We start from the raw sequence: 26,707 nt of genomic DNA, 5'->3' as shown, positions 1-26,707 counted from the left end.
CAGTTAATATAAAGCTTAGTATATCCCTATATGAAAAAAACCTGTGATGCACCTTTCTTTTTCGCTGTGCGAACGGACAGAGTGGTCTTCTCGCATTTGCCAAAAAGGAAGGCATATCACAGGGCTTCATTTAAACAGCCGCCACCGCTCCGTCAACCAGCGCCCCCATTCCTGCCAGCGATACAGGGGGCCTTGACGAAGATCACTTCGTTTACCGAAGGTGTAGCCGATAAATACCACAAATGCAAAGAACAGCATATCCCAAAATCCAAATGCTAAATAAATGAACCCACAGACCAGACCGCTGGCCACACCAAAGATTCGTCCTCCGTGACTCTCCCATATCGCTTTCCATGACATCCGAAGAAGCTCACCTCTATTCTACGCGGCTCTTGAAGCTGGGCGCCTGAACCACGTTTGCAATATACACGGCGACGCCGGAAACCGGTATTCCTGTTGTATCCTCCACGAAATCGTGGACCTGCTTCTGAACCTCGGTGGTCAGGGCCGGGATGGATTCCTCGCCATCTACCACAGCGCGAATCGTAATGTCCAGGCCTGCCTGGGATACCTTGATTCTTGCCTTTAGATCCCGAACTCCCCGAACACGGGAAGCAGCCTTCAGGCACAAATTCTCGATCGTTTCCACAGAAATCTGAATATCTCCATATTCAGTGCGCTGATCAATGGAATTTGTCGTTGTGCGATCACGGCGGATGGAGATATAGAAGAACCGGATACTCATCAGCAGAAGAACAGCCGCTGTAATGATACAGCTAAGAAACAGCACTTGTTCCTGGTCGAAGGTCAGATCATAGGGAATAACACCGCTCAGCAGGAGGATGGCAACGATGGATATAGCGCCGATGCTCAAGCTGTAAATAAAAAGCATAAAGCGGTCCAGGATTTTAGCCATGAACAGCACAGCCTCCTTAAAATTAGATGAAACCCTCGACAACCGTCAAGGGCTCAATAAGTAACTTATTTCACTCGCTGGATATGGTCCGGATCCTCATGCTTCTCGCTGGTTTTGGCAAAATGCACATCATGGATATGCACATTGACTTCCACCACATTCAGTCCAGTCATATTCTCAATGGAGCGCTTTACGTTGCGCTGAATTTCACTGGCTACCTCGGGCAGCCGGTGACCGTACTCTACGATCACGGATACATCAACAGCAGCTTCGCGCTGGCCCACTTCAACCGTAACTCCCTTGGAGAGGTTCTTGCGGCCGAGCAGTTCGACAATGCCGCCGGCAAAGCCGCCGCTCATTCCAGCCACGCCTTTAACCTCTACCGTAGCCAGTCCCGCAATAACCTCGATGACTTCCGGTGAGATCTGGATCTGACCGATATCCGTCCGTTCAAATTCGGTCGGCGTCTGCAATGAATCTGCCATAGTCACGACACACCTTTCAATTTCAAATTAATATCCGAGCAGATACAGCATGCACACATTAAACCTACTATATCATCTGCCACATTCCTTGACAAACCATACCCTTGGAAGACCTACACCTCGTGATCCTCCAGGAATTTGATGTCGAAGTCACCCTGAAGAAAAACCGGATGGTTCAACAGCTTCTGGTGAAAAGGAATCGTAGTATGAATACCCTCGATCTCAAACTCCACCAAAGCACGCTTCATCTTGGCGATGGCTTCTTCCCGGGTCGGAGCCCAGACAATCAGCTTGGCAATCATGGAATCGTAAAAAGGCGTAATCGTGTATCCCGGATAAGCCGCGCTGTCCACGCGAACGCCCGGGCCGCCAGGAGGAAGATAGAACTGGATTTTGCCCGGTGCCGGCATAAAGCCTTTGTCGGGATTCTCCGCATTGATCCGGCATTCCATAGACCAGCCGTTAATCACGACCTCTTCCTGCTTGAAGGACAGTGGATGCCCTTCGGACACGGAAATCATCTCTTTGATCAGGTCAACCCCGGTAATCATCTCGGTTACAGGATGCTCGACCTGAATCCTTGTATTCATCTCCATGAAATAAAACTGATCATCCGGTCCCAGCAGAAATTCCAGCGTACCGGCCCCAGAGTAATGAACAGCCTTTGCTGCACGGACCGCTGCCTTCCCCATGCGCTCCCGAACCTCTGGAGTCAGCACCGGACAAGGCGCTTCCTCTACGAGCTTCTGACGGCGGCGCTGAACGGAGCAGTCACGCTCTCCCAAATGCACGGCATTACCATGACGGTCCGCAATAATCTGAATTTCAACGTGCTTCATGCCGGTTAGAAACTTCTCCAGATAAACGCCAGCATTGCCGAATGCCTTCTGGGCTTCCTGCTGCGCAGTAGTAATCTGCTTGATCAGGGATTCCTCGTCATCCGCGATGCGGATGCCTTTGCCACCGCCGCCGGCCGTGGCCTTGATAATAACAGGGTAGCCGATATCCCGCGCGATCATAACTGCCTCGTTCAGATCCTCTACCAGGCCATCGGAGCCGGGAATAACAGGCACGCCGGCATCCTTCATTGTCTGCTTGGCCACCGCCTTGTCGCCCATTTTGGAAATGGCATCCGCCGAAGGGCCAATGAACGTAATATTGCAAGACTCGCAAATTTCAGCGAAGTCAGCGTTTTCAGCGAGAAAGCCGTAGCCGGGATGAATCGCGTCACACTCTGTCAGTGTGGCGACACTCATAATATTTGTAATGTTCAAGTAGCTGTCCTTGGACAGGGTGGGACCTATGCAGTAGGCTTCATCCGCCAGCTTGACATGAAGGGAATCATGATCCGGCTCGGAATATACAGCAACCGTGGAAATGCCCATTTCCCGGCACGCACGAATGATGCGCACCGCAATTTCGCCGCGGTTTGCAATCAGCACTTTTTGGAAAGTCATGCAGTTTACCTCCTTCGAACTTGTCGTTGTCGTGAAATGGTGTGATTCGGATGGAGGCGATTAATCCGGCTTCACCAGGAACAACGGCTGACCAAACTCGACCAGCTGACCGTTCTGAACGAGGACTTCAACGACTTCACCCTTGATCTCAGCTTCCAGCTCATTCATCAGCTTCATCGCTTCAATAATACATACGGTGGATTTAACGCCCACCTTATCGCCAGTGCTGACAAACGGCGGCGCTTCCGGAGACGGGGAGCTGTAGAACGTTCCAACCATAGGTGACACAATCTTATGTAGGGAGCTAGCTGCATCTGCGGCTGCAGACGGCTCAGCAGGAGCTGTCGCAGGAGCCTGGCTTGGAGCCTGCGAAGGTGGTTGGAAAGGCTGCGGTACTGCATAAGCCTGAGGTGCAGCCTGGTAGCTGACGACTTCAGGATTCCCCGGCTTCTTGATGGACAGGCGGGTGCCTTCATTTTCGATTTCGAGCTCTTGAATAGAAGTTTGATCCACAAGCTCGATCAATTCCTTAATCTCGCTTAACTTGAACATTCTCAACTCTCACTCCTTCACGATCTGTCAAACTCAGCTTATGACAGTGTCAATAACTTAACGTATTATATCATAAACCGAAGAAATGGAAAGAGTCCAAGTCTTTATCCCGGACTCTTTCCACAGCTTCATATCAGGAGCAAAGGAGTCTTAAGGCGTTACATATTGGACACTGATCTTATCCTGGGAAACATTCAGCTCCTTCATGACCATGCTGACAATGCCTGCAGCATTTTTGGCATCCAGCCCTTCGCTCAGAACGACAACGTTGTAACGATCGTTCTCCTCCTTCACTACAGCATTCTCAAATTGCTGCTGCAGCTTCTCCTCGATGGACCACAGAATGGATTCTTTTTCCTCCAGGCTGTTAAGGTCATTGGTCACTTTGGCGGTTTCTTCCGGCGTCGTGTTCTGATCCCCCAGCTTAGCCATCAGCTCCTCATGCAGCTGCATATTCTTGTTCGCCCGGTCCAGCTGATACGACTCCAGCTTGGCGGATGACGAGCCAGCCTGTACCTGGGCCACCTCTTCGAGAATTTCATCCTCGGATTTGGCCGTTTCCTTCCCGGTCTCATTCACAGCGGTATCCTCCTTCACAGCGGTATCCTCTGAGCCTGCTTCCGGCTGAGCGGGATTTCCGGTTTCATCGGCAGCCTCGCCATTGGCCTTGGAGGTATCTGTGTCACTGCCGACTGCCGCATCCTCAGACTTGCCGGCATCGCCGTCTACACCTTCCTCCACCACTTCATGGACGACAATTTCATCACCCTGGGCCTGCAGACCAAAATCCTGCGTCCGCTCTGCCACCGGCGGAGCCGCGGGTCCGGCGTCCTCCGTGAACAGATAATACGCTGAGAGCACAACCATCAGGCTTAACATGGATACGAGCCAAATCGTTTGTCTTTTGTTATTCATTTTGAACACTTCCTCCTTTAAAATAACACTTGGAATCACTCTGGTTTCACTTACTCCTGCTTGCGCGGCACGACTGAAATCTTATAGCTTGGTACACTGAGTCCTCTTTGAACAGCATCAACAATCAAGCTTTTGACAACCTCATTCTCAGCCCCCTTGGCCACGATCAGCACTCCGCGCACCTGCGGCTTGATCCGCTTGGTCACAATAGGGGTCTGTTCACCCGATGACTCATACGTTACAATCTCACCGTCCCGGGTATAGCTCGTTACATGCCGCTTGCCGCCTCCGGCATCGTTCTCCTCAGTCAGCTCCTGGGAATCCTTAACGTTGCGCTGTACAATAATCTCTTCTGTGGATTCCACCGTAATCATCACATCCACGGCGCCGACACCGACGATCTGCTCCAGCATGACCCGGGTCCTTGTTTCAAACTCCTGCTCAATATTCCCAAATGGACTGCCGCCTGGGTCCGGTGCAGGTGCCGCCAGCGTAGACGCGGGGTTATCTGGCGGCTCCCGCCCGATATTTTCGTGATCCAGCTTCTTGACGTTCACAAAGGAATTGAACAGCATCATGGCCACTCCCAGCAGCCCGAGAATAATAAGCCAGCGCAGGGTTTGCATTTTTTTCGCCCCGCCGTTCTCACCGCCCAGCCACTGCTCCAGCTTCTTGCTCCACTTTCCCAATACGGGCCCCCTCCTTCAGCTTATTTTCTGCCGTAACCGTGATGTTCTTCTCTTGAATGCTCCATGAAGCGCGAAGCAGCTTCTTCACCGCAGCTTCCTGCGCCTTCAGCCACGCTTCCTGTTCAGCGCCATAGGGCTGGGCAGAGACCTCTTGCTCGGAGTCATCTGGGCGCTGCTCCACTTCAATAACAACCGGGTCAATGCTAACCGGCTCTATATCTTTACGACCGCTCCCGGAAGGAGTCTGTACGTTGTTCATGTTCTCCCCGGGCGGCCTCAGCCTGACGACTACCGATGAAATCACAGGCTCAGGCTCAGATCCCCTACCGGCTTCTTGCAGCAGCAGCGACACCTCGACCGCCTCCGGCTCTTCTCCTGTCTCCGCTGCAATCTCCTTCTTCATCTCCAGGGCTGCCTGCTCGGCGGCCCATTGGAGGCTTTGCCGCTCTCGCGTCTCTTTGATGTCCTCTGCCTGTGCCAGGATCTGTGCGAGACCTGTCTGCGCCTGCTTTGAGCCCTGCTCAATCGACTCCAGCTGCTCTGCCAGCCTTACCTCGGGTGCCTCATGAAAGAGCTGGAGGATCGGCTGCAGCAGCGCCAGCAGAACCATAAGGCTCAGCACAAGACGCGCATAGCGCTGCATGGAATTTCCAGGCAGCAGCAGCTCTACCAGCGCTGCAAAGATCACAATCAGGATGACGTTTCTCAGCCATTCACTCAGCCAATCCATGACATCCCTCCCTTCCATTTCACACCGCTATCGCATCATGACCGTAATGTTGGCTGCTGATAAGAGAATCGTAATGGCCAGAAAGAACATCAGACTGACTGCGGCCAGCGCTGCAAACACATATAGCATGGTTTTGCCAATAGCCTGCAGGCATTTCACGATCGGCGTATCACCCAGTGGCTGCATGATGGCCGAGGCCAGGTTATAAATGAGTGCCAGCGCCAGGATCTTGATGCCGGGAAACGCACATAGAAACAAAATGATGATGACACCGGCGAGACCAATGGAATTCTTCACAAGCAGGGAAGCTGAAATAACGGTATCTGTCGCATCTGCAAACATTTTGCCTACGACGGGAACGAAGTTGCCTGTCACGTATTTGGCGGTTCGAATAGCGACACCGTCCGAAATCGATCCGGTCACCCCTTGTACAGAAATGACACCGAGAAAGACGGTGAGCAGGACGCCCAGAATTCCCATCCCAATCCCGCGAAGGAGATTGCCGAGCTGTGTCAGCTTGTACTTTTCTGATAGAGAGCTCACCAGATACAGCATGGCAGCGAAGAACAACAGCGGAAACACGACTGTACTGATCAAGGTGCCCACGGTATGAACCATAAAGATGATCAGGGGATGCGAGATCGACACGGTCACGACATTGCCCATAGAGGCCAGGAGCGCAAATAGCAGCGGCAGCATGGCCAGCATGAAATCGATCATCTGATCAATCGCATCCTTGGCATATCCGATGGCCACCCGGAAGCTGTTCACGGCGATGACGAGAACGACCATATAGCAGATGGTATAGGCTACCCGGCTCACTGTGCTTTTTTCAAAGGCCGTGTGCAGATTTTCCAAAATCATACTCAGAATGCTGATCATCATAATCGCGGCGAGCAGCCTGCCATTGTACAGCACCTCGTGCCAGATATATCCCATGAGGGTTGACAGCATCGTCGACAGCTCCAGCCCTTCGCCTCCGGGCAGCAGCAGATCCATCAGGGAAGGGGACTGGCCATCCGGAAAAAAACCGCCATACTCCTGCATAAGCTGGTCCCAATATTGCTCCACCGGCTCTACCGGCAGCTCCTCCGCCTGCTCCTGCACCCACTGGTCGGCTGGTGATGTCGAAGACGCTTCAGCGAAAGAAACACCCGGCAGAAAAGTCAGGAGAAGCAGAGGAATCAGCAGGATCACGAGCCGTGCCGGAAAGCCTGGCCTCGCCGGATATGACTTCAAGTTCATCCCCTCTTTCTCAAGCCGGCAGCAGCTTCAGTACCGTTTCAATAATGATGCCGATGATTGGCACCGCCAGAACCAGAATCAGCACCTTTCCGGCCATTTCAATCTTGGAGGCGATGGATTCCTGACCGGCATCCCGGACGACCTGAGCTCCCATTTCAGCAATGTAGGCAATACCGATAATTTTCAGGACTGTCTTCAGGTAGATGATCTGCACGCCGGATCTCTCTGCGAGATCCTCCAGCATGGTGATGACCGTCCCGATCTTGCCCGCCAGAAACAAAAAGATAACAACGCTTGTGGTTACTGTAAGCAGAAAAGCAAATAGCGGCTTCTGTTCTTTGATGATCAGGATCAGTATGGTGGAGATCAGTCCGATACCGACAATTTGTATCATATCCATGGCGGTCTAAGCCTTACTGAAACAAAAATATCGTTCGGATTTCCTGAAGCAGATCATCCAGCAGCCGAACCACCATAAACAAAACAACGACGAATCCAATCAATGTTACCCAGTGTGCCATATCCTCTTTTCCCATCTGCTTCAGGACGGTATGAATCATGGCAATAATAATGCCAATCCCGGCAATCTGGAAAATGGCGTTCACTTCTATGTTCATTTCCTGGCACCTCGCTAAAAGATCAAAATGACGATCAATGCACTGATGAGAAAGCCCAGGCTTTTGCTCATTTTTTCATATCTGGCCTGATCCTCTCGGGCCGCCGCCTCTTCATGCTTCAGCTGGCTGGCGGCAAGTGCAATATGCTTCATCTGGTCCTGCCGGTCGCTGGTGCCAAGCACAATGCTCAGCTGCCGGATCACTTCCCGTTCAGCCGGCTTCATGCTGGTCTGCCTCCAGTACAGCCGGAGCGAGGACTCCATGCTTTCCTGAACGGACAGACCCGCCTGCGGTCCCATTCCCCGAGCCGCCTCCAGAAATAAACCGGAGAGCGGCATCTTCATCGAGGCTCCGATTCGCTCCAGAGCCCGGGGCAGCGGGGTAAAGCCATAGCTGATTTCTGTCTCCAGCCTCTGGAGTGCCAGAATCAGCTCGCGGATCTGCCGGGGGCGGGCGGCGAATTGCCTGGCTTGATACAAGCCGGCCAGCCCGCCGGAGAGGATAACCAGAGCAGCGCCAAACCATTTAAGCACTCAGGTCACCACCCCGTGCGGCCACGATGACTTGATCTCGTTGACGCTGGCATCATACAGGCGAAAAAAGAAACCCCCTTGTGACCTGTCCAGCACGGCATAACGCTCAAACACCCGGGCCTTCATGAGAGAAGCAAGCGCCTGTCTGCCCGCTGCATCCTCCAGGGAGGAGCCGTGGGCCGTAGCGACCACGCTGATTCCGGCATGGAGTGCTTCCGAGACCGCCTCTGCATCCTCCGGCCTTCCGATCTCGTCCACCATCAGCACCTCCGGCGACATGGAGCGAATCATCATCATCATGCCTTCCGCCTTCGGGCACCCGTCCAGCACGTCAGTTCTGGGGCCCAGATCGAAGGAGGGCACCCCCTGAATACATCCGGCTATTTCAGAGCGTTCATCCACTACGCCAACTTTTTTTCCCTGACAGGCTGTGAAAGCTGAAGGTGAATAGCCGCTGCTGATTAGCCGGGCCAGATCGCGCAGGATCGTTGTCTTACCCTTCTGCGGAGACGATACCATTAGCGTATGCCTGATCCGGTTTCGATCCCGATCCAGCAAATAGGGCAGCAGCGGCTCGGCAGCGCCTCTCATTTCTTTGGCGAGCCGAAGATTGAAGCTGCTAATATCCCGGATATGCCTCACCTTCCCATCACTAAGCACAGTTCGTCCAGCCAGGCCGACACGGTGTCCGCCAGGTATGGTGATGAAGCCCTTGCGAAGCTCCTCCTCCAGCGTGTATAAAGAATGATTGCTCATCATATCCAGCAGCCTCAGCATATCCTCCCGGGTTGGCTTGTACGCCTCCTCCGGCTTGCGTGTAAAGGTTCCAGCGGGTGTTAGAAACTGAAACACTCCTTCATAGTTCAGCTCCAGCGGGCGGCCTTCCCGCAGCCGGATTTCTTCCAGCGGCTTCATGACGTCTTGAGGCATGCAACGCAGCAGAGCCTGAATATGATCCGGAAACAGATCCAGCCAGCTTGTATTCATAAGCATTTCCTCCAGTGTAATTCGTTGCTAAGTCATGTCCTATTTCATGTGTATGCCTGTACGCCCCGATTATGCACCGAATCTATCATTTTTTTAAAATCCCATATAACAGAAATGCTGCTCCGCACATGATCCAGCCGATTTTGCCCCAGGACAGCTTGTCCGCCATGCCAAACAGTCCGATCGTCGTCGTCAGGATCAGCACCAGGGGACCGACAAAGGCCAGCGCAGAATTCACAGCCAGCGCCTTATCTACCTGATTCAGGCGAAGCATCCAGATCGCTGCCAGAATTTCAACACTGCCGGAAAACAGCCGGAGGGAAGCCATACTCACCACAAACTTGTCCAGCATGTTCAACCTCCTCCATAATTTGATAACTTACCATATGCATCATAGCTTTCATTTATCTCTACTTTTTTGGAGGAGGCTATACGAAGCTGGTAGAATACAACATGAAGACAGCACAAAAAAAGCACGGATGTGCGGGGAATATATTCCGCGCACATCCGTGCTTCATATGGATCGAATTAGCTGCACTTTCTTTGAATCAATTACCGGCGAACCTGTGGCCCGCCTACAGAAGCCTGCTCTGTGGTATCCAGACCGTAAGCAGTATGCAATGCCCGAACGACACCTTCCAGATTACTGCTCTCAATGACGCAGGATACTTTAATCTCCGAGGTGCTGACCATCTTGATGCTGACATCCTGCTTGGAGATCACATCGAACATTTGAGCAGCAACACCCGGATGGCTGACCATGCCGGCGCCGACGATCGACACCTTCACGAGATTCACCTCAGAGGTCACTTCGCGGAACGGAAGCTCGCTGCGGATGCCTTCAATGACCGCAAGTGCGCGCTCCGACTCATCGCGGGAAATGGTAAAGGAGAAGTCAGCTTCTCCGTTCTGCACACCGCTCTGTACGATAATATCGACGTCAATGCCTTCCTGTGCCAGGGCACCGAACACCTTGGCAAGCACGCCGGGATAATCAGACACTCCCAAAATACTGATTCTGGCCACATTCTTATCAAAAGCGATTCCGCTGACTACTGCGCCTTGCTCCATGCTGGCTTCCTCCTTCACAACCGTACCTTCGTTATAATTAAAGCTGGATCTTACAACAAGCTTGACATCATTATGCTTCGCATATTCAACAGCCCGCGGATGAAGCACTGCCGCTCCCAGATTTGCAAGCTCCAGCATTTCATCGTATGAGATTTCCTGCAGCTTGCGCGCGCATTTCACGACACGCGGATCGGTGGAGTAGATGCCGTCAACATCTGTATAAATTTCACAAACGTCAGCATGGACAGCAGCAGCCAGTGCAACGGCGGTCGTATCGGAGCCGCCCCGGCCGAGTGTCGTAATTTCGCCTTCCTCAGTCATGCCCTGGAAGCCGGCGACAATAACGATCTTGCCCTGCTCCAGTGCCTTCTGAACGCGAATAGGGGTAATATCTGTAATGCGGGCCTTGCCGTGTACAGCTTCCGTGCGGAAGCCAGCCTGCCAGCCCGTATATGAGACCGCTTCACGCCCGAGTCTATGAATGCTCATGGCAAGAAGAGACATCGAGATCTGCTCTCCTGTCGTCATCAGCATATCCATTTCCCGTGCAGGCGGATGTTCATTTAATAACTTGGATTGGTCAATCAAATCGTCTGTCGTATCGCCCATTGCAGAAACGACGACAACCACTTGATGCCCTTCATCCTGCTTCTCAACAATTCTTCGGGCGACGCGCTGCATACGCTCCGTGTCCCCGACGGAGCTGCCCCCGAATTTCATAACATACAGTGACAACCTGCCTTCACTCCCTACTTTATCAGTATGTATCCATGGTTTCTCACTTTAAAACAGTATAATACGAAAGTGCTTGGTTCCGTCAAGCAATTTCATAGCTGTCACCAAAAGTTCGGCAGGCTGGGAAATCAGCCCATCTTCTTGCAGCTACAAAAAAAGCCGCCCTCCTGCATAACCTGCAGACAAGGGCGGCGGTGCTCACAACGATTAAGCGCGGGAAATATATTTGCCTTCACGAGTGTCTACGAGCAGGACATCATCTTCGTTAATGAAGAGAGGAACCTGTACGTTCAGGCCGGTTTCCAGCTTCGCATTCTTGGTTGCTCCAGTAGCCGTGTTCCCCTTGATGCCCGGCTCCGTCTCAACAACCTTCAGGTCCACACTGTTCGGCAGGTTAATCCCGAGAATTTCGCCCTGGTAGCTGACGATGTTCACGTTCATGTTCTCTTTCAGGAAGTTTAATTCCCATTCCAGCTGCTCGCTGGTCAGGCTGAACTGATCGTACGTTTCGTTGTCCATGAACACATGCTCTTGGCCGCTCGCATACAGGTACTGCACGCCGCGGTTCTCGATCATGGCACGGCCGATCGTCTCTCCTGCACGGAATGTTTTCTCGACCGTATTGCCATTGCGCAGGTTCTTCAGCTTGGAGCGAACGAACGCTGCCCCCTTGCCCGGTTTCACGTGCTGAAACTCAATAACGGTGAAAATATCGCCGTCAACCTCAACGGTCAGGCCTGTTTTGAAATCGTTAACTGAAATCACAAAAATCCCTCCTGGTTAAATAGGTCGTTAGCGACCTGGTTCTTCTTGATTCTGCTGCCCGGATGGACTGTGCTTAAAGCACGGTAAAATCTTTGGGCGAAGATGTTAAAATATGAATACCCGATTCCTGGATCACAATATCATCCTCGATCCGAACACCGCCGAGGCCCGGAATATAAATCCCTGGCTCTACAGTCACGACCATGCCTGGCATCAGCACATCATCACTCAGCTTGGAAAGGCGGGGCATCTCGTGAACCTCCATTCCGAGACCATGTCCCGTACTGTGTCCAAAGTACTCCCCGTATCCGTAACGCGTAATGATATCGCGGGCAAGCGCATCGGCTTCACGCCCTGTCATTCCCGCTTTGATGTGTTCGAGCGTATGCAGCTGGGCTTGTAGCACAATATCATAAATTTCCTTCAGCTTCGGATCCGGTTTGCCTACGGCAATCGTACGTGTTAAGTCCGAGCAGTAGCCGTTCAGCAGCGCCCCGAAATCAAAGGTGATCAATTCATTGGAGCCAATGATCTTGTCACTCGCAACGCCGTGAGGCAGCGCAGACCGGACTCCTGAAGCCACAATCGTGTCAAAGGAAGACGACGTCGCCCCTCTCTCCCGCATAAACATCTCCATCGAGAGATCAATTTCCGACTCCGACTTCCCGCTCTGAACGATGCCCAGCACGTACTGGAACGTCTCATCCGCCAAATCAGCAGCCTGCTGCATCACCTTCAGCTCGTCACTGTCCTTGATAATCCGAAGCTGTTCAACCATTCCGCTCACCGGAGTGAGCGTAACCGGCTTCAGCTGCTCCGCATAGGTCATGTACACGGAGTATGTAACGTGATCCTGCTCGAAGCCGAGCGAGGTCACGCTTTCTTGAGCCAGAAGCTCCTTGACCGTTTCCATCACCTTGGCACCGTGTTCAATGACTTCATACCCTGGTGCCTGCTGAGGCGCCTGGGTCATATAACGAAAATCGGTCAGCAGATAGGAGTGCTCTTTCGTGATGAGCACGTATCCGGCAGATCCGGTAAAGCCGGTCAAGTACCGGCGGTTCACCGCACTGGACACTAACAAGGCCTGCAAGCCCTTGCTGTCCATGATCTCCCGGAGCCGAGCTGCTCTGTGGTTAGCCATATTGCTTCAATCCCTTCCGAATCCTGTTCATCGTGTTAGCGCGTGCTGATGCCCCCATTCAGAATATCCAGCAGGGCGTGAAACCCAAGCTTGTAGCTGCCTGCACCAAAGCCGCAGATCTGTCCGGCACATACCGGAGCGATGACCGACGTATGGCGGAAGGCTTCCCGGGCGTGGACGTTCGATAGATGAACCTCAACCGTTGGAATGCTGACCGAGCTGATCGCATCCCGGATGGCATAGCTGTAATGGGTAAAGGCTCCCGGATTCAGCAGGATGCCGTCAGCCTGTCCCATTGCTTCATGAATACGGTCAATCAGCGCGCCCTCATGATTGGATTGAAAGAACGTTACGGAAACCGAGTTACGTTCTCCTTCCTCCACTAAAGCTTCTTCAATGCTCTGCAGTGACGTGCTGCCGTAGACGCCGGGCTCCCGTATGCCGAGCAGGTTCAAATTGGGTCCGTTCATGACCCAGATGGACTTCATAAGGCTTCCCACCTTTTCGTCAAATAACCAAAAGCTATTTTACCATAGGGGAAGTCAACTTGAGAAGTTTTTTTAGCTCCGGCTCAGTACCCCTTTGCCGTCTCGCAGCTTTTCATCCGTGTACTCGACCGCTGTCGTATAGCCGATAAACAGCCCCCACAGCAGAAACAGGCACATCTCTGAAATATTCGTATCCCAGGTCAAGAGCTTGACCGGCGCACTCCATTGCAGCAACCGATTCAGAACTATGAACAGAAGGACCCACCAGACAATCCCATAAGCAATGCCGGGCCAGGGTCCCTTTGCCTTCAGAAACAAGAGCACATACAGCAGGGAAGCTGCAACTGACAATACGATAAAGGAGAGCCACCCAGCCAGCTGACCCGCCGTGGATTCGAGAAAGCTGTGCTTAAAGAAGGGCTCCAGCAGAAAGCCCGGAAGGACGGACGTAAAGTTAAAGGCATAGAAGAACCAGCGGATGCCTCCCCAAATGAGTCCCGCGTAAAAGCCTAGCTCAAGCGCAAAGGTAAAGCGGTTCGTGTGAATAGAAGCAGATCTGCTCTGTAATGGATGCATGGAATAAAACACTCTCCTTGATCGTTATACGCCCTTACAAAAGCGGCAAAAGTTTGAATCCTAGTATGCTCCTGAACGTGCTGCCTTAATCAAACTAGAATTTAACTCCAACATTCGATACAATAAGGATATGTATTTAAGCATTTCAAGTATTTTGAGACAGGAAGGTGAATTGTTTGTCCCAAAAGCCCGCTCCGGTCAGCTATGGTGGCCAAGCCGTGATCGAAGGTGTTATGTTCGGCGGCAGGCACGTCAATGTAACTGCTGTACGGAGAAAAAACAACGAAATTAAGTTTCTCGAAGTGCCAAGGGAAGATAAATCCCTGATCCTCAGGCTGCGTAAAATTCCACTGCTTCGCGGAATTATTAGCCTCATAGATTCAAGCATCAAAGGCTCAAAGCATCTTAATTTCTCTGCAGATGCCTACGCCGATGACTCTCTGGATCCCGAAGAACGGGAGAAGCAGAAGGAGAAAGAGGATTCTGGCTGGAGCCTCAGCATGATTATTGGAGTAGCGGCGGTCAGCGTACTATCCTTTGTATTCGGCAAGCTCTTGTTCACGCTCGTCCCTGTGTTTGTAGAGGATTTTCTGTTCGGTGATATTATTGACAACTACATTATCCGCAATCTGATCGAAGGCGGCATCAAGCTCCTACTTCTTCTCATCTATCTCTGGGCGATCTCGCAAACCCCGGTCATTAAGCGGCTGTTTCAATATCATGGAGCAGAGCACAAGGTCATCAGTGCCTTTGAAGCCGGTGAAGAGCTGACGGTGAAGAATGTCCAGAAGTACACCCGTCTCCATTATCGCTGTGGCAGCAGCTTCATGATGCTGACAATTGTGCTTGGCGTCGTCGTATATTCCATCGTGCCATGGGATAACCTGACCGAAAGAGTCATTCAGCGCATTGTGCTGCTGCCCGTCGTCCTGGGCATTTCCTTCGAATTTTTGAAGCTTACCAACTCGCTCCGAGAGGTTCCGGTGCTTCGGTACTTGGGATATCCCGGCTTGTGGCTTCAATTGCTGACGACGAAAGAACCGACCGACGATCAGGTCGAGGTTTCCATCGCTTCATTTAACCGGATGCGGGAGCTGGATGCCCAATTCGAACGGGCCGCAACGGCGAAGCCGGCAGCGGGAAGTGTACTTGACCCTGCGAAAGGATGATGAATCCATGTACAGGCTGAGAACGCAGAAGATCATTCTGGGCATCTTTATTACACTGGCGGCGGTAGGTCTGCTTCTAAATCTGCAGCATTATTATATTCCGCTGATCATTGTCGCTGTCGTATTTCTGCTTTACAAGTTTCCGCCTGGTACCCGGCGCCGCCCCAAGGTCAAGCCTTCACGCAAAACTCAGGCCAAGATCAAGGCAGCAAGGACAGCCGGCATGAAGGCAGAGCCCTCTCAATCATCCCGAAAGAAGCGGTATCCGTTCCAAGTTATTGAAGGCAGCAAGGGAAAAAGTGATGACGAGGACATGCCAAAGTATCATTAATCTCGCATACACGCCAAAAGGGCTGCTTCGCAAAGGAAATCACCTTTGCGAAGCAGCCCTTTTAAATTCAAAGTCCTTATTGCGGGATCCATTCCTTAAAAAACTGCGTCCCTGCCATCAATCCTGATTGATATAACGCCTCGCTTTCAGCTTCCGACAAATCAAAATGGGTTGTGCCAATACCGAGGGTCGGGATCTTAATCGTCCGGTTTCGGTTCTCCTTCTCAATATACCGTTCATCATGCGCAGACAGCATCGTATCAAACATGGCACTCAGCATACTGAATGGTCCTGTGATTTTATGCGGCTCTTCTGCATGCTTGCCGACCATTTGAAAGCCCACGACAGGGGGAGGCTTTGAAAGTCCTGTTCCTTTTCGCTTGCGGTCAAAGAGCCATAACGGAAAATTGCTAAGCAGCCCGCCATCGACAATGTACACAAATTGCTCATTAAAGGCCTTTCCTCTAGCCGGCTCCCCAATAAGCCTCAGAATGACCGGATCAAAGAAGTAAGGAATGCTGCAGCTCATCCGTACGGCCTTCGCTACAGGAAACGTGGCCGGATTGATCCCGTAGTTTCGCAAGTCATCCGGAAGGACGAGCAGCTTTCCGTTCGTAATATCCGAAGCCACAATGTAGAGCTTGCCTGCAGGAATATCTGAAAAGGTGACGATGCCCTTGGCAAGCAGCAGACTGCGTACCCATTGCTCCAGTGCTTCTCCGGAGTATAACCCTTTTTTCAGCAAGACCCGAAGAGCAGGTCCAACGAAGGCCGTATCAAAGAACGGCGCCCGCACCAGGAGCCGTTCAAAAGGCATGTTCTTAATGATGTGTTTCATCTCATCAGCGGTATAGCCTGCTGCCAGCACGGACGCTACAATGGAGCCTGATGAGGTCCCAGCTACCCGTTTAAAGGTGATACCTTGCAGCTCCGCCGCCTTTACGGCTCCAGCCAGTGATATGCCTTTGACGCCGCCACCCTCAAATACGGCATTAATATCCATAATAAAACCCCCGCCTCACATGGTCTATTGACTATGTATGAGAACGGGGGAGTATTCATGTCTTACAACGTGCTGATTTAGGATTGATAATATAATTTCAATTGATCCAGCAGCCCGAGCGGATTGCCGAGCAAGTGCTTGGCTCTGAAGAACAGGCTCCCTTGGATATCCTTATATTTGTCATTGTAGCGAAGCTGGTTAATAATTTCAGTGGCTGTCTGCCAATTCTTATCCTGGGCCGGATCGCCGACCTTGTATGCCGCATGTCCGATCAGGAGATCGACTCCGGTTCCGGAAACCTCCTTCACCCACCAGTCCACCAGCTTATCGTAATCCGCAGCGGTATAATTCATGCTCCAGTAGATTTGCGGGGCGATATAATCGATCCAGCCATTCTGAATCCAGGTCCGTGTGTCGGCATACATGCTGTCATAGGCTGTAACCCCTGCTTTGGTCGGAGATCCTGTTCGGTCTGCGGTATCATTGCGCCACACGCCGAAAGGACTGACCCCGTAGTACACCTGTGGCTTCACCCGCTTGATGCTTTCTCCCAGCTCTTCAATAAAGGTATTCACATTGCCGCGCCGCCAATCTGCAACGGTACGATATGAGCCTGTATTGTACAGCGCATAGGAGCTGGAGTCAGGGATCGACGTATTAGACGGATAAAAATAATCATCCAGATGAATTCCATCTACATCATAACCGTCCACCACTTCGATAATCGTATCTATAATATGCTGTCTCGCTGCAGGGTTGCCGGGATCGATCATCAGCTGGCTGTTCACCTTCAGAATCCAGTCCGGATGAGCGACAGCAACATGATTGGCAGCGAGGCCGCTTGTGGATAGCTCGGTATGCGCTCGAAACGGGTTGAACCAGGCGTGAAATTCCATTCCCCGCTTCTGCGTCTCCTGAATCATAAATGCAGTAGGATCGTAGCCGGGATCCTTGCCCTGAGTTCCGGTCAGTGCCTTCGACCAAGGAACCAGTGCCGAGGAGTACAGTGCGTCACCTGCAGGCCGAAGCTGCACAAACACCGCATTGAATCCAGCCGCCTGCAGCTTGTCCAGCATTTGGATGAAGTCCTGCTGCTGCTGCGCTGCGGTCGTCTTCGTGGCAGGCCAGTCCAGATTATAAATACTGGACACCCAGGCTCCCCGAAGCTCCTTCTCTACCGGCTGCGGTACTACCGGCGGGATTCCCGGCTCCTCGGGAATGATCCAGCCGCTGGTCATATCAATGATCTTCTGCTGCTGATTCCACTTCACAGTCAGCCCCAGCTTCTCGCTGATGAACCTTAGCGGCACCATCACTCGGCCGTTCTGGATTTGAACCGATGCACTCAGTGCCTCCGGCACTCCATTAACAATGGCCGTTGGAGATCCCGATTTCAGGCTGATGCTTATGTTCTGCTGCGAAATCACAGCCGTTTTCGTGCTTTGGTTCCATGCAATGGATGCGCCCAGCCCTTCGCTGATGACGCGAGTCGGCACCATCGTCACATTTACTTTAGAAAGGATGTACGGCGGTACATCGCTGTACAGCCTCTGACCGTCAAGCAGAATCTGGATGTCGGGGCTTTGCGCCTTCGCAGCGGGAACCACCGACGGGAGACACAACAGGGTCAACAGCAGCACCAGCAGCCATCTTCGTAACTTCATTCTTTAGAACCTCCAGTTTCTAGGTTTCGCAGGCAACCTTTCATGAAAAAAGCATCTGTCAACTGCGGACAGATGCCCTTTCTACGATTCGCTAACCAATTCCTGATGAATATTCCGCAGCTCCTTGAGACGTTGTTCATCCCGATTAAAATATTCTACCAGGGTCTCTATACAAGTTATGGAGTCCCAGCTCAGATGATGCTCAATTCCTTCTACATCCGCGTAAATATTCTCTTCCTGTACGCCAATGATGCCCAGGAACTGCTCCAGCAGCTGATGGCGGGCCATCAAGCGCTTCCCCATCTTCTTGCCCTTGCTGGTCAAGACGAGGCCGCGATACTTCTCATAGATCAAATATTCATCCTTATCAAGCTTCTGAATCATCTTCGTGACGGATGAGGGGTGAACCTCCAAGCCTTCGGCAATATCCGAAACGCGCGCATAACCCTTCTCTTCAATCAGCTTGTAGATGCGCTCCAAATAATCCTCCATGCTGGGTGTAGGCATCTTCATTTCCCTCTTTTCTCATATCTTCCAAAACGTCCGGCAACGGTGTACCTGCACCGTTAATGATACATGTTCTCAATAGCACTTGGCAAGTCCTGCCGGGATCGCCTGTTTGTAATTGTCAGGTGTCAAGACGAGAGCCAAGGTCCATACTATGCTTAGCTTACAGAAAGAAGGTGCAGCCGTGGCCGAGACGACATTGACAGCTCCACCCGTCAAACGCATTCCCAAGCCGACCAAGCCGTTCATCCCCGACCTTGTTTATTTTGAACCGGATGCGCTGGAATATCCCAAGGGTCAGAAAATTATGGAGTTCGTCAAAGCACGCAACATTGAATACCGCATGACAACCTCTCACAACCGGATAACCAATCTTCCCGGGGAGACGGAGCAGGAAAAGTACCGGATGGCCAAAAGAACCCTCGTCGTCGGCCTGCGAAAAACGCTGAAGTTTGACCAGTCCAAGCCGTCGGCAGACTATGCGATTCCCATTTCCACCGGCTGCATGGGCCATTGCCATTATTGTTATTTACAGACGACGCTGGGCTCCAAGCCCTACATCCGAGTTTATGTTAACACAGAGGATATTCTGGGCGCTGCGAAAGGCTATATTGACGAAAAAACACCGGAAATCACAACCTTTGAAGCCGCCTGTACCTCTGATCCCGTCGGGATTGAGCATATTACCGGTACGCTGCAGGAACTGATCACATTTATGGCCGGACAGGAGCATGGGCGACTTCGGTTTGTAACAAAGTTTCACCATGTCGGTCCTTTGCTAAATCTGAATCACAACGGTCATACCCGAATCCGGTTCAGTGTCAATGCGGATTATGTGATTCGCCAGTTTGAGCCTGCCACCTCGCGCTTTGAGGAACGAATTGAGGCTGCATCCAAAATCGCCCATGCCGGCTATCCGTTAGGCTTCATCATCGCTCCCATCATTTGGTATGACGGCTGGGAGGAAGGCTATGCAGAGCTGCTAAAGCGCCTCTCGGATTCACTGCCGCCCGAAGCAACCAAGGACCTGAGCTTTGAGATGATTCAGCACCGTTTTACCAAGACGGCCAAAAACGTGATTCAGCAGCGTTACCCCAAAACCAAGCTGGAGATGGATATTGAAAAAAGAAAGCAGAAATGGGGACGCTGGGGCCAATACAAATATGTATACCCTGATGAACAGCAAACCGCCCTGCGACAATTTATCACAGAGCGGATCTTTGACCATTTTCCAGAGGCAAGGATTGATTACTTTACGTAATTTAGAAACGAAGCCATTCCGGCGTTATGCTTTGAAGCCAGATCGTAATTCTAAACATTTGATTGCTAAACAGCAAGATCCCCATAAGAATCATTAGCGCACCGCCGACCTTCATCAGCACACTGGAATATTTGAGAATCCAGCGCGTGGATCCGATGAAGAATGCCAGGATAAAGAAGGGAACTGCAAATCCGAGAGAGTATGACGTGATCAGCGGGAACCATGTGCCGGGATCGGTGGCCGCGAGGGCAATAATAGCCATCAGGATCGGGCCTACGCAAGGGGACCACCCTGCAGCAAACCCAATTCCGAACAAGAAGGTGCCTATGTATCCCGCCGGCTTGGATTTGAAATCGAACTTGCGGTCCTTCATGAGAAACCGGGGCTGAAACAAGCCAACCAGCATCAGACCCATCAAGATAATAAGCAGCGCCGAGAGCTGCCGGATCAAGTCCTGATACTCGATAAAGAATTCTCCAAACAGTCCCGCTCCCCAGCCGAGCGTATAATATACGGAGGAGAACCCAAGGATAAACGCCAGCGTGTGACTCATGGTGCGCATGCGAACGTCCTTGCGGTTCTGCTCCGTTTTTAATTCATTGACCGACATGCCGGTAATGATCGAAAGATAAGAAGGATACAGCGGGAGACAGCAGGGCGAAATAAACGATGCGAAGCCGGCTGCAAATGCGATTCCTATATTCATATCAGCCATAAGTACTCCCCCTTAAGATGAAAAGCCTTTTTTGCCAACCAGCGCCAGCGTCAGGAACGAAATCAGCAGCAGCACAATCGTGGCTCCGGGCGCCAGATTGAACACGCCGGCCAGCATGAGACCTCCGACCACCGCAATCTCCGACAGAATGACTGACAGTACAATGGCAGAGCGGAAGCTTCTGGCCAGCAGCAGGCTGGCCGCAACCGGGATTGTCAGCAGTGCAGATACGAGCAGCGCCCCCACAATCTTGATGGCCGTGCTCACCACGAGCGCCGTCAACACTGTAATGATCATATTGATCCATTTTACCGGCAGGCCGCTGACGCTGGCTGCATCCTCTTCAAAACTGAGCAGGAACAATTCCTTGAAAAAGAGCGATATCACCGTAATCACGACGACCGTTACGCCCCCCACCAGATACAGATCGTTGACATCCAGTGTATAAATACTGCCGAACAGATAGCTCATAACATCCGTATTGTAGCCCATGCCCAAAGTGAAGAACAGCGAGGCAAGCGCGACCCCCCCGGACATAATAATCGCAATAGACAGCTCTGCATAGCTCTTGTACGCTTTGCGGAGCTTCTCTATTGCGAAGGATGCAGCTACGGCGAACACAAGCCCTGCCGCCAGAGGATAGACCTCAATCAGAAATCCAAGTGCGACGCCCGCAATCGTTACATGCGAAAGCGTATCGCCAATCATGGACAATCGCCTCAGCACGAGGAAAATACCGATTAACGGCGCGGTAACGCCGATGAGCAGCCCGCCAAGCATGGCGCGCTGAAAGAAATCACTTGATAAAATATCCAGCAAGACGTAATTCTCCTTCCTAAACGAGCGAATGCGTCAGATCCTGCTCCACGCAGTCCTGGGCATCATGGGAGTGACGAACATAAAACTGAATTTTGCCGTTCTGAGACACCGGCTTTTCTCCCAGCTCATCGCGAACCATATCCAGATCATGCGTCACCATGAGAAAAGTCATATCGTGATGCTCATGCATATGGGTAATCAGCTCAAAAAAACTGGCCTGAGTCTCGGCGTCAATCCCGATCGTTGGCTCATCGAGAACGAGCAGATCCGGCCGATTGATCAAGGCCCGCGCCAGAAACACACGCTGCTGCTGTCCCCCGGAAAGCTCGCCAATGCGTTTGCCGGCAATGTCCTCAATACGCATCACTTCCATGGCATCACTGCACTGCTGATGCTGCTTCCGGGTAATCCGGCGGAACATATTCTTGCGGTTGTAGAGGCCCGAGAGGACCACTTCCCGAACCGTTGCCGGAAACAACGGGTTAAAGCTGTTCTTCTGCGGTACATAGCCGATCCGTTCCCAATCACGGAAGCGGCGGATCGGCTCTCCAAATAATTCAATACTTCCATGCGCTGACGGCAGTAAACCTACAATCAGGCGAAGCAGCGTCGTCTTCCCGGCTCCATTCGAGCCGACAATGCCGACGAAATCCCGTTCCTTAACGGTAAAATTAAGCCCCTCCAGCACCTGCTGCTGACGGTAAGAGAATGAAATATCTTTAAGCTGTATAATCGGCTGATGACAATCCAGCGCGTCCGGGAGCATACCTTGGCCGCCTTTCTGTAAAATATGAAGCCGGGTGATATGAATATATCCCCGGCCATCTCTTCTTATTGTAATGCCTTCTTCAAATTTTGCAAATTGTTTTCCATCAATGAAAAGTAATTCTCTCCACTGGCTTCCTGCTCCTTGGTTAAGCCCTCCACCGGATTCAGCACCAGCGTCTCAACCCCGGTCTCCGCAGCCAGCGTTTTGGCCAGCTGATCCGATACCAGCTCTTCAAAGAAAATGTAGCGAATATTGTTCTCCCGCACCGTATTGGCCAGCTTGACAATATCCTGCGCCCGCGGCTCGGCATCCGGAGACAGTCCCATAATTGCATGCTGCTCCAGGGAGTAGTCCCGCGTCAAATACCCGAACGCTTGATGAGATACCACAATCTGACGGTTCTCAAAGGCGGCAAGCTCCTGCTCAAACTTCTGATCCAGTGCAGCAAGCTGCTCCTTCAAGACTTCATATCGTTCCTTATAACCGTCAGCATGATCCGGATCTGCTTCTGCCAGGCTCTTGTAAATATTCTCGGCCATGATCTGTGCAGACTTCGGACTTACCCAAGTATGGGGGTCCACATATTTGGCATCCACAGCCGGCTGCTTCTCTTCCGCTGCAGCCTCGCCGCTATGGTCGTGATCATGTCCCTCTTCCGCTGCCGCCTCGCCGCTATGGTCGTGATCATGCTCCTCTTCCGCTGCCGCCTCGCCGCTATGGTCGTGATCATGTCCCTCTTCCGCTGCAGCCTCACCGCTGTGGTCGTGATCATGTCCCTCTTCCGCTGCGGCCTCACCGCTGTGGTCGTGATCACGTCCCTCTTCCGCTGCAGCCTCGCCGCCGTGGTCGTGGCCGTGCTGATGCCCGTCATCCTCGTTCGTATAGATTAGATCGATGCCTTGGCTAACCTCAACCGGCTTAACCTGGCTGTCTTGATCCAAGCCTTTGAGAAATCCCGGCACCCAGCCCTCCATGCCTGCTCCGTTGTACAGGAACAGCTGTGCTTTAGAGGTTTGAATAATATCCTGGCTCCGCGGCGTCCAATCATGAGCCTCTACACCGGTAGGAAGCAGATTGATGACATTCGCATCCTCTCCCCCGATGGTCCGTGCAAATTCATAAATAGGATAAAATGTCGTAATGACATTAATCTTCTCTTCCGAAATAGCTGCCTTCTGACTACCCGTGTCATTGCCGCAGCCCGTTACCACCATTACCAGTGACAATAACAAAGCCCCATATGCTGTCTTCCATTTCATGCTTCCGTCTCCACTCCAATCCCGTTGTTCAAATCGTAATAATTACTAGTTAGAGATTATAAGAGTAGTTGTTCCTCTTGTCAACCACATCGTTATCGTTACTAATAAACCTGAACAAAAAAAGTGTGAGGACGGCAGCCGACTCCGGCACGCCGTCCTCACTAGTAACCTCTGTAGCACTTATTTCACGATCGCACCGTTTGGCATGGAATCCGGCACCGCAGCCAGCGTCAGCTGATTCCCGTGGGAGGCTGCCAAGATCATGCCCTGAGACATTTCTCCACGAAGCTTGACTGGCTTCAGGTTTGTGACACAGATGACTTTTTTGCCGACCAGCTCCTCCGGGCTATAGTGCTTCGCAATGCCCGATACGACCTGACGCTGCTCGAAGCCCAGATCCAGCTGCAGCTTCAGCAGCTTATCCGCCTTTTTCACCGGCTCACAGGAGATCACCTGCGCCACTCTCAGCTCTACCTTCGCAAAATCCTCAATCCCGATCTCTTCCTTCAGCTCCACTTCTTCCTCAGCCTCTGCAGCTTTGCCCTCTGCTGGCTGCTCCGTGATCGCTGCAGGCTTGGCGCCGCCAGTCATCGCCTCAGCAATAAAGGCTACCTCCTGCTCGACGTCCAGACGCGGGAAGATCGGTTCCCCTTTCTGGAGCTTCGTGCCGCCAGGGATGCTGCCGATCTCACGTCCGCTGTCCCAATGCGTTAACGGTCCAGCCTCGATGCCCAGCTGTTCCCAAATCTTCTGCGGCGTACGAGTCATGAACGGCTGAAGCAGAATGGAAGCAATACGCAGTGACTCTACCAAGTGGCTCATCACGGAGGCAAGCTCCTGTCGTTTGCTCTCATCCTTCGCGAGGGTCCATGGCTGGGTCTCATCAATGTATTTGTTGCTGCGGCTGACGAACTGCCCGATGGCGCTGAGTGCTACTGAAAACTCCAGCTTCTCCATCGCTTCTTCTACCTTGCTGTAGACGCCTTCTGCCGCTTCCTCCATCGCCTCATCAAAAGCGGTCACACCGCGCTCGAAGGAAGGAACCTCTCCGTCAAAATATTTATCGACCATCGCCACCGTACGATTGAGCAAATTCCCCAGATCATTCGCCAAATCAGAGTTCACGCGCTCTACAAAGCTCTCTGGCGTAAACGTGCCGTCCGCTCCGAATGGAACCTCGCGCAGCAAATAGTACCGCAGTGCATCCAGGCCGTAGCGGTCGATCATCGTAACCGGGTCCACCACATTGCCCTTGGATTTGGACATTTTTCCGTCCTTCATCAGGAGCCAGCCATGTGCAAATACCTTTTTCGGCAGCGGCAGGTCCAGGGCCATCAGAATGATCGGCCAGTAAATCGTGTGAAACCGGACAATTTCCTTGCTCATGAGATGAACATCGGCAGGCCAGTATCTGTCATATAAGGAGGTATCCTCGGAGCCGTAGCCCAGAGCCGTCACATAGTTCAGGAGTGCATCGATCCAGACGTAAACGACATGCTTGGGATCACTCTTGACCTTTACCCCCCACTCGTAGGTTGTACGAGAGACGGCGAGATCTTCCAGGCCGGGCTTGATGAAATTGTTAATCATCTCATTTTTGCGGGAAACAGGCTGAATGAAATCCGGATGCTCCTCATAGTATTGCAGCAGCCGGTCTACGTACTTGCTCATCCGGAAGAAATAGCTCTCCTCCTTCACCAGCTCCACGGGACGGCCGCAGTCCGGACATTTTCCATCCACCAGCTGACGCTCCAGGAAGAACGATTCACAGGGTGTACAGTACCAGCCTTCATAATCACCTTTATAAATATCACCTTGAGCCAGCAGGCGTTCGAAAACGTCCTGAACGACCTTGGTGTGACGAGCCTCTGTCGTCCGAATAAAATCTTCATTGGAAATATCAAGCTTTTTCCACAGATCCTGAATGCCTGCCACGATATCATCGACAAATTGCTGCGGCGTTTTGCCGGCTTCCTGAGCCTTGCGCTCGATCTTTTGACCATGCTCATCCGTGCCTGTCAAATAACGCACATCATAGCCTCTCAAGCGTTTGTAGCGCGCAATCGCGTCACCTGCTACCGTCGTGTAGGCATGCCCGATGTGAAGCTTGTCACTGGGATAGTAAATTGGCGTTGTCAAATAGAAGGTTTTCTGTTCTGCCATTGAGATCTCCATCCTTTAATTGAAATATGTTATTTATGGTGCAGGCCGCAGCGGCGTGCCTTGACAAGGTTTAGGCAATAAGGACCGCCCTAAGGACACAAAAAACTCCCGTCCCCATGGGACGAGAGTCAGCTCACGTGTTACCACCCAAATTCCCCGGACTCCTTACAGAGTCAGGCTTATCCGCCTGCAGCAGGCCGCCATTAACGCTGGATCACGCTATTGTCTCACCCTGCCGGATGGAATAACCACCGGAAGAAGCTCGACAACAGTTCCTCCAAGACCATCTTCCGCCAGGACCCCGCTGACCGGTTCCCACCTATCCCGGCTCTCTGTGCAGCATGCACTGTCGTACTCATCTCTTCATAGGAAAAATATTCAACTCTGCTTACTTAATACACCCAATATAATCAACGATCAGACGTAATGTCAAGAATATACTCAAGGAGAGCTCTGGCTTTCCTTTCGAGGCGGCACCAGATCTACGCCACCGGGATGAAAGGGATGGCATCTTCCGATCCGCTTCGCCGCAAGGACAGAGCCCTTCAGCGCACCGTGTACCTCAATAGCTTCAAGTGCATACTGTGAGCAGGTTGGATAGAAGCGGCAGGTTGCAGGCTTCAGCGGGGAAATGACCTTCCGGTACAGATGGATCGGCGCTTGAACGACCCGGATCGGCCATCGTTTGCTCACGCTTCTCCCTCTCCGCAGTCCTTACAATAACCAAAGACTTCAAATTTATGCCTGACGACCTGGAAGTCATCCGGTGCATCAGTAAGCGGCATAGGACAAAAGGTGATCGGATACGTCTTCTGGCACTGAAGACAGATCAGATGATGGTGATGATGCTTCTCACTGCAGCGAGACCGAAACTTCACGCCTTCCTCAAAGGCAACCTGTTCCAGCGCACCCAGCTCCGACAGCACGCGCAGATTCCGATACACCGTATCAAAGCTCAGGCCACTGTACTTCTGGCCCATATAGTCATAGACATCCTTCGCGGTTAAATAACCGTTATGCTCTCCAAACAATTTGGCGAGCGTTCTGCGCTGATCGGTGATGCGTAGTCCATGTCCGGACATCGTGCCGATGATCTCTTCTGTCGTCAGCATACGCAACAGCCTCCTGTTGTTTGATTCAAA

At 52.1% G+C, this 26,707-nt stretch carries 32 protein-coding genes; 3 read left to right on the top strand and 29 right to left on the bottom strand.

The window, feature by feature from the left end; genetic code table 11:
* Positions 1-126 precede the first annotated feature (126 nt).
* From E6C60_RS08670 to E6C60_RS08580, 19 genes are all read right to left on the bottom strand, one after another.
* Positions 127-360, bottom strand: coding sequence for a DUF2273 domain-containing protein (locus E6C60_RS08670; RefSeq protein ID WP_138225489.1), 234 nt, complete (start codon positions 358-360; stop codon positions 127-129).
* 16 nt (positions 361-376) lie between these two features.
* Positions 377-916 (bottom strand): alkaline shock response membrane anchor protein AmaP, encoded by a 540-nt coding sequence (gene amaP, locus E6C60_RS08665; RefSeq protein WP_138225488.1) that lies wholly within the window; start codon positions 914-916, stop codon positions 377-379.
* Positions 917-981: 65 nt separating this feature from the next.
* Complete coding sequence (locus E6C60_RS08660) at positions 982-1,401, bottom strand: Asp23/Gls24 family envelope stress response protein (RefSeq protein ID WP_138225487.1); 420 nt, start codon at positions 1,399-1,401, stop codon at positions 982-984.
* Between the two features lie 113 nt (positions 1,402-1,514).
* Positions 1,515-2,858, bottom strand: a complete 1,344-nt coding sequence (gene accC, locus E6C60_RS08655) for an acetyl-CoA carboxylase biotin carboxylase subunit (RefSeq protein WP_138225486.1) — start codon at positions 2,856-2,858, stop codon at positions 1,515-1,517.
* A 60-nt stretch (positions 2,859-2,918) separates the two neighbouring features.
* Positions 2,919-3,410, bottom strand: a complete 492-nt coding sequence (gene accB / locus E6C60_RS08650; protein ID WP_138225485.1) for an acetyl-CoA carboxylase biotin carboxyl carrier protein — start codon at positions 3,408-3,410, stop codon at positions 2,919-2,921.
* Positions 3,411-3,560: 150 nt separating this feature from the next.
* The gene (locus tag E6C60_RS08645; RefSeq protein WP_138225484.1) at positions 3,561-4,325 is read right to left on the bottom strand and encodes a SpoIIIAH-like family protein; all 765 of its coding nucleotides are present in this window, start codon (positions 4,323-4,325) and stop codon (positions 3,561-3,563) included.
* 50 nt (positions 4,326-4,375) lie between these two features.
* On the bottom strand, positions 4,376-5,014 hold the full coding sequence (gene spoIIIAG / locus E6C60_RS08640) for a stage III sporulation protein AG (RefSeq protein ID WP_175415253.1): 639 nt from the start codon (positions 5,012-5,014) through the stop codon (positions 4,376-4,378).
* Positions 4,971-5,744 carry a stage III sporulation protein AF gene (gene spoIIIAF / locus E6C60_RS08635; protein WP_175415252.1) on the bottom strand — a complete coding sequence of 258 codons (774 nt, stop codon included), beginning with the start codon at positions 5,742-5,744 and terminating at the stop codon, positions 4,971-4,973. Before spoIIIAF ends, spoIIIAG begins: the two co-directional genes overlap by 44 nt.
* A 27-nt stretch (positions 5,745-5,771) precedes the next feature.
* Positions 5,772-6,989, bottom strand: coding sequence for a stage III sporulation protein AE (gene spoIIIAE / locus E6C60_RS08630; RefSeq protein WP_138225482.1), 1,218 nt, complete (start codon positions 6,987-6,989; stop codon positions 5,772-5,774).
* A gap of 10 nt (positions 6,990-6,999) precedes the next feature.
* Entirely contained in the window at positions 7,000-7,389 is a 390-nt protein-coding gene (spoIIIAD, locus tag E6C60_RS08625; protein ID WP_138225481.1) for a stage III sporulation protein AD, read from the bottom strand.
* Between the two features lie 13 nt (positions 7,390-7,402).
* Complete coding sequence (gene spoIIIAC / locus E6C60_RS08620; RefSeq protein WP_138225480.1) at positions 7,403-7,606, bottom strand: stage III sporulation protein AC; 204 nt, start codon at positions 7,604-7,606, stop codon at positions 7,403-7,405.
* 14 nt (positions 7,607-7,620) lie between these two features.
* Positions 7,621-8,139 carry a stage III sporulation protein SpoIIIAB gene (gene spoIIIAB, locus E6C60_RS08615; RefSeq protein WP_138225479.1) on the bottom strand — a complete coding sequence of 173 codons (519 nt, stop codon included), beginning with the start codon at positions 8,137-8,139 and terminating at the stop codon, positions 7,621-7,623.
* Entirely contained in the window at positions 8,140-9,126 is a 987-nt protein-coding gene (gene spoIIIAA, locus E6C60_RS08610) for a stage III sporulation protein AA (protein ID WP_138225478.1), read from the bottom strand.
* 85 nt (positions 9,127-9,211) lie between these two features.
* On the bottom strand, positions 9,212-9,478 hold the full coding sequence (locus tag E6C60_RS08605) for a YqhV family protein (protein ID WP_138225477.1): 267 nt from the start codon (positions 9,476-9,478) through the stop codon (positions 9,212-9,214).
* 200 nt (positions 9,479-9,678) lie between these two features.
* The gene (locus E6C60_RS08600; RefSeq protein WP_138225476.1) at positions 9,679-10,932 is read right to left on the bottom strand and encodes an aspartate kinase; all 1,254 of its coding nucleotides are present in this window, start codon (positions 10,930-10,932) and stop codon (positions 9,679-9,681) included.
* Positions 10,933-11,139: 207 nt separating this feature from the next.
* Positions 11,140-11,697, bottom strand: coding sequence for an elongation factor P (efp, locus tag E6C60_RS08595; protein WP_138225475.1), 558 nt, complete (start codon positions 11,695-11,697; stop codon positions 11,140-11,142).
* 73 nt (positions 11,698-11,770) lie between these two features.
* Complete coding sequence (locus tag E6C60_RS08590) at positions 11,771-12,841, bottom strand: M24 family metallopeptidase (protein ID WP_138225474.1); 1,071 nt, start codon at positions 12,839-12,841, stop codon at positions 11,771-11,773.
* A gap of 35 nt (positions 12,842-12,876) precedes the next feature.
* Positions 12,877-13,329, bottom strand: coding sequence for a type II 3-dehydroquinate dehydratase (aroQ, locus tag E6C60_RS08585; protein ID WP_138225473.1), 453 nt, complete (start codon positions 13,327-13,329; stop codon positions 12,877-12,879).
* Positions 13,330-13,401: 72 nt separating this feature from the next.
* On the bottom strand, positions 13,402-13,905 hold the full coding sequence (locus E6C60_RS08580) for a YqhR family membrane protein (protein WP_138225472.1): 504 nt from the start codon (positions 13,903-13,905) through the stop codon (positions 13,402-13,404).
* 176 nt (positions 13,906-14,081) lie between these two features.
* Here E6C60_RS08580 and E6C60_RS08575 point away from each other — a divergent pair, with 176 nt between their 5' ends.
* Both E6C60_RS08575 and E6C60_RS08570 read left to right on the top strand, forming a co-directional pair.
* A complete protein-coding gene (locus E6C60_RS08575) occupies positions 14,082-15,074 on the top strand; it encodes a DUF1385 domain-containing protein (protein ID WP_138225471.1) in 993 nt (330 codons plus the stop codon).
* Complete coding sequence (locus E6C60_RS08570) at positions 15,055-15,405, top strand: hypothetical protein (protein WP_233281182.1); 351 nt, start codon at positions 15,055-15,057, stop codon at positions 15,403-15,405. Before E6C60_RS08575 ends, E6C60_RS08570 begins: the two co-directional genes overlap by 20 nt.
* Before the next feature lie 76 nt (positions 15,406-15,481).
* On the opposite strand, the gene E6C60_RS08565 is transcribed toward E6C60_RS08570, so the two are convergent.
* From E6C60_RS08565 to mntR, 3 genes are all read right to left on the bottom strand, one after another.
* A complete protein-coding gene (locus E6C60_RS08565) occupies positions 15,482-16,408 on the bottom strand; it encodes a patatin-like phospholipase family protein (RefSeq protein WP_138225469.1) in 927 nt (308 codons plus the stop codon).
* A 77-nt stretch (positions 16,409-16,485) separates the two neighbouring features.
* A complete protein-coding gene (locus tag E6C60_RS08560; RefSeq protein ID WP_138225468.1) occupies positions 16,486-18,072 on the bottom strand; it encodes a family 10 glycosylhydrolase in 1,587 nt (528 codons plus the stop codon).
* An 81-nt stretch (positions 18,073-18,153) separates the two neighbouring features.
* Positions 18,154-18,579, bottom strand: coding sequence for a transcriptional regulator MntR (gene mntR, locus E6C60_RS08555; RefSeq protein WP_138225467.1), 426 nt, complete (start codon positions 18,577-18,579; stop codon positions 18,154-18,156).
* Positions 18,580-18,763: 184 nt separating this feature from the next.
* Here mntR and splB point away from each other — a divergent pair, with 184 nt between their 5' ends.
* A complete protein-coding gene (gene splB, locus E6C60_RS08550) occupies positions 18,764-19,840 on the top strand; it encodes a spore photoproduct lyase (protein ID WP_233281181.1) in 1,077 nt (358 codons plus the stop codon).
* A gap of 1 nt (position 19,841) precedes the next feature.
* Here splB and E6C60_RS08545 read toward each other — a convergent pair whose 3' ends face one another.
* The 7 genes from E6C60_RS08545 to E6C60_RS08515 form a co-directional block, all read right to left on the bottom strand.
* A complete protein-coding gene (locus E6C60_RS08545; protein ID WP_138225465.1) occupies positions 19,842-20,555 on the bottom strand; it encodes a cytochrome c biogenesis CcdA family protein in 714 nt (237 codons plus the stop codon).
* Positions 20,556-20,567: 12 nt separating this feature from the next.
* Positions 20,568-21,371 (bottom strand): metal ABC transporter permease, encoded by an 804-nt coding sequence (locus E6C60_RS08540; protein ID WP_175415408.1) that lies wholly within the window; start codon positions 21,369-21,371, stop codon positions 20,568-20,570.
* Between the two features lie 19 nt (positions 21,372-21,390).
* Positions 21,391-22,140, bottom strand: a complete 750-nt coding sequence (locus E6C60_RS08535) for a metal ABC transporter ATP-binding protein (RefSeq protein ID WP_138225463.1) — start codon at positions 22,138-22,140, stop codon at positions 21,391-21,393.
* Between the two features lie 65 nt (positions 22,141-22,205).
* Complete coding sequence (locus E6C60_RS08530; RefSeq protein WP_138225462.1) at positions 22,206-23,402, bottom strand: metal ABC transporter solute-binding protein, Zn/Mn family; 1,197 nt, start codon at positions 23,400-23,402, stop codon at positions 22,206-22,208.
* Between the two features lie 180 nt (positions 23,403-23,582).
* Positions 23,583-25,565 carry a methionine--tRNA ligase gene (gene metG, locus E6C60_RS08525; RefSeq protein ID WP_138225461.1) on the bottom strand — a complete coding sequence of 661 codons (1,983 nt, stop codon included), beginning with the start codon at positions 25,563-25,565 and terminating at the stop codon, positions 23,583-23,585.
* A gap of 441 nt (positions 25,566-26,006) precedes the next feature.
* Positions 26,007-26,258 carry a membrane protein insertion efficiency factor YidD gene (gene yidD / locus E6C60_RS08520; protein ID WP_138225460.1) on the bottom strand — a complete coding sequence of 84 codons (252 nt, stop codon included), beginning with the start codon at positions 26,256-26,258 and terminating at the stop codon, positions 26,007-26,009.
* On the bottom strand, positions 26,255-26,677 hold the full coding sequence (locus E6C60_RS08515; RefSeq protein WP_138225459.1) for a Fur family transcriptional regulator: 423 nt from the start codon (positions 26,675-26,677) through the stop codon (positions 26,255-26,257). The genes yidD and E6C60_RS08515 overlap by 4 nt, the downstream gene beginning before the upstream one ends.
* Positions 26,678-26,707: the final 30 nt, after the last annotated feature.

This window comes from Paenibacillus algicola, from assembly GCF_005577435.1.
Taxonomy (GTDB): domain Bacteria; phylum Bacillota; class Bacilli; order Paenibacillales; family Paenibacillaceae; genus Paenibacillus_AQ; species Paenibacillus_AQ algicola.
This window is presented reverse-complemented; position numbering and strand designations above follow the sequence as displayed.